The sequence below is a fragment of the Alteromonas confluentis genome, assembly GCF_001757105.1.
Taxonomy (GTDB): Bacteria; Pseudomonadota; Gammaproteobacteria; order Enterobacterales; family Alteromonadaceae; genus Alteromonas; species Alteromonas confluentis.
The window spans coordinates 41,647-47,646 of sequence record NZ_MDHN01000018.1; the positions used below are offsets into that span (position 1 = coordinate 41,647).

Here is a 6,000-nt window from a genome sequence, read left to right on the forward strand (position 1 = left end):
TTGTCTTGTCCTCAAATAATGAATAACAGCAGTAGCATTTGATTCAGCACCTGCTGTTTATGTCAGGTTATTTAAAGAGACCGACTATTAGAGGTAATACTTTCATCGTATAAAATGAAAGTGACGAAACTTTTGAGATAATAAAAGAGCAGCCCAAAAGCTGCTTCAAGTAATAAGCGGAAAAAGTCACCAGCGCTGCTTAGCTGTCCATGGCTTTGAAACCAATTCGGAAACCGCCCCAATGGCGGCCTTTGACATAAATGGGTGCCGACAAATCATGCATCACTTCACCGGTATCCCGTTTGTAAGTTTGTAGCAAAAATGACTCGGTGTTCTTTCCGCATCGTGAACCTGTGCGGTCATCGAAAATGCGCTTGGTTCGACTTTGTGCCAGGTCGACATCGTAATCACCGGTCATCGGTTTACTGAATTTGCGGTTATGGGTTGGAAAATAACCGTTCACGTCGACAGCGCCCGCATAAATAATGAAATTATTCTGTTCAAGAATAGGCTCCTGAATCTGAGGGAGTAAGTTATCGGTGAAGCTATCAAACTGGGTTGTGAACTTTTGCGGATTAGTCCCGGCGACGGGCTGATAGTTAAAATTGAATAAATCAGACTCACTGATTTTTCCGGAAGCGATCGATGATTCAAATAACTGACCAATCTTTGCAGCAGTCTCAACGGCAATGCGTTGAACTTGTCCGTTCCGATCATTCACTTCGAAGCTCTGTAGTAAACGGAAAATCCCTTCGGTCTGATAACTCAGTGCAATGACCTTCTCAGATACCTCAATAAGGTCACCTTCCAAGTGCTGTGTATTTTCATGCAGTGAATCAGCATTAACGGAAATACCGCGATTTGTCTCTCCATGAACGCCCACTGTATTAGCGACCTGACCCATGGAATCTGCTGCTTCAGCAGAAATAATACTGGTTTCTTCAATGACTGTGGAAATCTGATTTATTACTTCAGACATTGAAGAATTAGCTACTGATACCTTGCCGATAGCATCCACTGAGGATTGGCTATAACGATTTATCTCATTGAGCACATCGTCAATCCCCTGCGTTGCGTTCGTGGTTTTCTGTGCGAGATCCCTGACCTCATCAGCAACCACGGCAAAACCTCTGCCCTGCTCTCCTGCACGGGCCGCCTCTATTGCTGCATTAAGCGCTAACATGTTGGTTTGATCGGCAAGAGAATTAATGGTTGTGGTGATACCGCTTATTGAATCCGCCTTACTTTTTAATGTGGCAAGCATGTCAGAAGACGATTCAATTTCTTGCTTCAATTGCTCTTGTTGAAGAAACAGCTTATGCAGTGAATCCTTGCAGTCTTGCGTTTTACTGTCTGCCGCCTGGATTTTCGATTGTGCGTCGGTGGCAAATGAAACTAACTGCTGATTACCCTCTTCAAGGTGTCGAATACTCGTCGCAATTCCCTGTACATTGTTCGCCTGATTTTTAAAAACCTCAGCTAACTTATCAAGGAAATGAGAAACGGTTGCACCGCCGATGGCAATACGGCTAGCAGACTGGCTAATAGATTCACCTAGCTGAGGATCAATACTCATTTCAGTGCCATGTGTTTCAGCTAGTTGTTCAGTAGACATTTTAGTGAGTACAGCAGATACAAGTACAACAACGAGTGCGGTGCACATGGCTATCCACCAATAAGCTAATTGTAAAAATCCGCACGCCGCTACCACGACTGCTGCAACAATACCGATAACAATAGAGTTTTTCACTTCAAACAACATCCTGTTAACTTTTATAACTTAACTATAGACCAGTTATGGAAATTTACGGAAGCACAACATATCGACATTAGTATTATTTATTACAGATGTTTCGCTTAAACGATGAATATCCGTAAGTTTAAAAAAGCACATCCTATTTTCATTACTAAACTATCGATTTGTATACATGATAGAACTAAGTAATAACGCTACTTGTGAGCTAAATGCGTGAAACATCAGTAATATGGATGGGTGTCAGCTGCAATACGCATGTATTACTATTGACACAGTTTACATAACTATATTTGAATATTGTGGAGCATCACACTCACCGCAGCTTAACTTCAAAACAAGTCGCATTCACACTTTGGAAAGATTAAAAGGATATTTATGAAAATTAAGACCCTCGCTACGGCCACAATGATAGCGTTTCTCGGCTTTTCCGCTAATGCATCGGCAAAGAAATCAGACATCAATCATAACGCTAGTCGAGTTGTGCAAGGCAGCTATACGGTAGTTTCAGGCTCAGTTGAGACCTTTGATATATCATCTGATCCAACCAAACTCGAACAATTAGGTACATACTCTATTTTATTAAAAAATACGGAGTGGAACAGACTTCCCTGGCGCGACAAACTCCGCGTTCGAAAGTATGTACACATTACTGGTAGTTTGAAGGGCACGATTGATGTGTCTAACCTTTACACCGTGGGACCTGTGGTATCTCACGTAATGATAGATGATGATCGCTCTACCGTTATTCGCTCGGAGAACGACGTGTTTTATCCTGTCTCAGGCGATCTTTTCTGTTCTACAGGTTCACCAATGGAAATTCTTGAGTATGTGAACCTGGTTGGAGCGACCGGGCAATATGAGAATTTGACCAGCGGTACAATTAGCTTAAGCGGTACTGTTAATAATTGCCCGGGACAAGAAGATTACGGCAAATATGATTTATCAGTGGTGCCTGGCGAGAGCACACTGATCTTCGAATAAGCAGGCATGATTTAATATGGAAGTTACGTAATGTAACTTCCTTTTTTTTAACTGCCTAGAACGAAAAAAGCCCGCTCAGATGAGCGGGCTTTTTCGTAATTGGGAGCCTGACGGTGTGCTACTCTCACATGGGGAAACCCCACACTACCATCGCCGCTAACGCGTTTCACTTCTGAGTTCGGAATGGGATCAGGTGGGACCACGTCGCTATTGCCGTCAGGCATTAAACTTGGTTGTTACCGACATCGTCAGTAACTTAACAATTCTGGAAAGCGTGATACGTTTATCAATCAGAGTAACGCTACTCTAACTTCTTAATTAGTCAGTCATGACCATCAACTTCTAAATGATAAAGCCATTTAGGCGTTGTATGGTTAAGCCTCACGGGCAATTAGTACAGGTTAGCTTAATGCCTTGCAACACTTCCACATCCTGCCTATCAACGTTGTCGTCTTCAACAACCCTTCAGAGAACTTAAAGTTCAGGGATGACTCATCTTGGGGCTCGCTTCCCGCTTAGATGCTTTCAGCGGTTATCGATTCCGAACGTAGCTACCGGGCAATGCCTTTGGCAAAACAACCCGAACACCAGCGGTTCGTCCACTCCGGTCCTCTCGTACTAGGAGCAGCTCCCCTCAATCATCCAACGCCCACACCAGATAGGGACCGAACTGTCTCACGACGTTCTAAACCCAGCTCGCGTACCACTTTAAATGGCGAACAGCCATACCCTTGGGACCGACTTCAGCCCCAGGATGTGATGAGCCGACATCGAGGTGCCAAACACCGCCGTCGATATGAACTCTTGGGCGGTATCAGCCTGTTATCCCCGGAGTACCTTTTATCCGTTGAGCGATGGCCCTTCCATACAGAACCACCGGATCACTATGACCTACTTTCGTACCTGCTCGACGTGTCTGTCTCGCAGTTAAGCTAGCTTATGCCATTGCACTAACCTCACGATGTCCGACCGTGATTAGCTAACCTTCGTGCTCCTCCGTTACTATTTGGGAGGAGACCGCCCCAGTCAAACTACCCACCAGACACTGTCCGCAATCCCGATTAGGGACCAACGTTAGAACATCAAACATACCAGGGTGGTATTTCAAGGACGGCTCCATATGAACTGGCGTCCATATTTCAAAGCCTCCCACCTATCCTACACAAGTAGGTTCAATGTTCAGTGCCAAGCTGTAGTAAAGGTTCACGGGGTCTTTCCGTCTAGGTGCGGGTACACAGCATCTTCACTGCGATTTCAATTTCACTGAGTCTCGGGTGGAGACAGCGTGGCCATGGTTACACCATTCGTGCAGGTCGGAACTTACCCGACAAGGAATTTCGCTACCTTAGGACCGTTATAGTTACGGCCGCCGTTTACCGGGGCTTCGATCAAGAGCTTCGCTTACGCTAACCCCATCAATTAACCTTCCGGCACCGGGCAGGTGTCACACCCTATACGTCATCTTTCGATTTAGCAGAGTGCTGTGTTTTTAATAAACAGTCCCAGCCACCTGGTCACTGCGGCCCCCGTGTGCTCAAAGAGCAAGTCTTATCACACGCAGGGGCGTACCTTCTCCCGAAGTTACGGTACAATTTTGCCGAGTTCCTTCACCCGAGTTCTCTCAAGCGCCTTAGTATTCTCTACCTGACCACCTGTGTCGGTTTGGGGTACGGTTCACATAATCATAAGTTTAGAAGCTTTTCCTGGAAGCAGGGCATCAACAACTTCACCACCGTGGTGGCTCGTCTCGTGTCTCGGCCTTAAGTACCCGGATTTACCTAAGCACTCAGCCTACTCACTTTCACTTGGACAACCAACGCCAAGCTTGTCTAGCCTTCTCCGTCCCTCCATCACTGATTATATAAGTACGGGAATATTAACCCGTTTCCCATCGACTACGCATTTCTGCCTCGCCTTAGGGGCCGACTTACCCTGCCCTGATTAGCATGGGACAGGAAACCTTGGTCTTCCGGCGTGCGGGTTTTTCACCCGCATTATCGTTACTCATGTCAGCATTCGCACTTCTGATACCTCCAGCAAACCTCACAGTTCACCTTCAGCGGCTTACAGAACGCTCCCCTACCCAATACGATAAATCGCATTGCCGCAGCTTCGGTATATTGCTTAGCCCCGTTACATCTTCCGCGCAGGCCGACTCGACTAGTGAGCTATTACGCTTTCTTTAAAGGGTGGCTGCTTCTAAGCCAACCTCCTAGCTGTCTTAGCCTTCCCACATCGTTTCCCACTTAGCAATATTTTGGGACCTTAGCTGGCGGTCTGGGTTGTTTCCCTCTTCACGACGGACGTTAGCACCCGCCGTGTGTCTCCCGGATAGTTCTCTTTGGTATTCGGAGTTTGCAAAGGGTTGGTAAGTCGGGATGACCCCCTAGCCTTAACAGTGCTCTACCCCCAAAGGAATTCGTCCGAGGCTCTACCTAAATAGATTTCGGGGAGAACCAGCTATCTCCCGGTTTGATTGGCCTTTCACCCCCAGCCACAAGTCATCCCCGCCTTTTTCAACAGGCGTGGGTTCGGTCCTCCAGTTGATGTTACTCAACCTTCAACCTGCCCATGGCTAGATCACCGGGTTTCGGGTCTATACCTAGCAACTCAACGCGCAGTTAACACTCGCTTTCGCTACGGCTCCGCTATTCGCTTAACCTTGCTACTAAATATAAGTCGCTGACCCATTATACAAAAGGTACGCAGTCACCCCGAAGGGCTCCCACTGCTTGTACGTATACGGTTTCAGGTTCTATTTCACTCCCCTCACAGGGGTTCTTTTCGCCTTTCCCTCACGGTACTGGTTCACTATCGGTCAGTAAGGAGTATTTAGCCTTGGAGGATGGTCCCCCCATCTTCAGTCAAGATAACACGTGTCCCGACCTACTTAATATGTACCTGTTGCAACTTCGTGTACGGGACTATCACCCTGTACCGTTAAACTTTCCAGAATATTCCACTATCACAACAGATATCGGCTAGTCCCCTTTCGCTCGCCGCTACTCAGGGAATCTCGGTTGATTTCTTTTCCTCCGGGTACTTAGATGTTTCAGTTCCCCGGGTTTGCCTCGTTAACCTATGTATTCAGTTAACGATACCCGCAAGCGGGTGGGTTTCCCCATTCGGACATCGATGGCTCAAATGCGTTTTGTCAACTCGCCACCGCTTTTCGCAGACTTACACGTCCTTCATCGCCTCTTACTGCCAAGGCATCCACCGTATACGCTTAGTCACTTAACCATACAACCCTAAATAGCTTC

The 6,000-nt window shown here is 46.6% G+C and carries 2 protein-coding genes and 2 rRNA genes; 1 reads left to right on the top strand and 3 read right to left on the bottom strand.

Translation table 11 applies throughout. From position 1 onward, the window contains the following. Positions 1-199 precede the first annotated feature (199 nt). Positions 200-1,750 (bottom strand): methyl-accepting chemotaxis protein, encoded by a 1,551-nt coding sequence (locus BFC18_RS21685; protein WP_170826582.1) that lies wholly within the window; start codon positions 1,748-1,750, stop codon positions 200-202. 381 nt (positions 1,751-2,131) lie between these two features. Here BFC18_RS21685 and BFC18_RS08710 point away from each other — a divergent pair, with 381 nt between their 5' ends. Then, positions 2,132-2,737: a hypothetical protein gene (locus tag BFC18_RS08710; RefSeq protein ID WP_070125177.1), complete on the top strand. Its 606-nt coding sequence runs from the start codon at positions 2,132-2,134 to the stop codon at positions 2,735-2,737. A 105-nt stretch (positions 2,738-2,842) separates the two neighbouring features. Here the strand turns inward: BFC18_RS08710 and rrf are convergent. Both rrf and BFC18_RS08720 read right to left on the bottom strand, forming a co-directional pair. Beyond that, positions 2,843-2,958, bottom strand: a 5S ribosomal RNA gene (rrf, locus tag BFC18_RS08715). A gap of 149 nt (positions 2,959-3,107) precedes the next feature. After that, a 23S ribosomal RNA gene (locus tag BFC18_RS08720) occupies positions 3,108-5,980 on the bottom strand. Positions 5,981-6,000 lie beyond the last annotated feature (20 nt).

Bases quoted from the DNA above. Each gene is read 5' to 3' on its own strand.
- BFC18_RS08710 (WP_070125177.1), top strand. From the start codon at position 2,132: ATGAAAATTAAGACCCTCGCTACGGCCACAATGATAGCGTTTCTCGGC.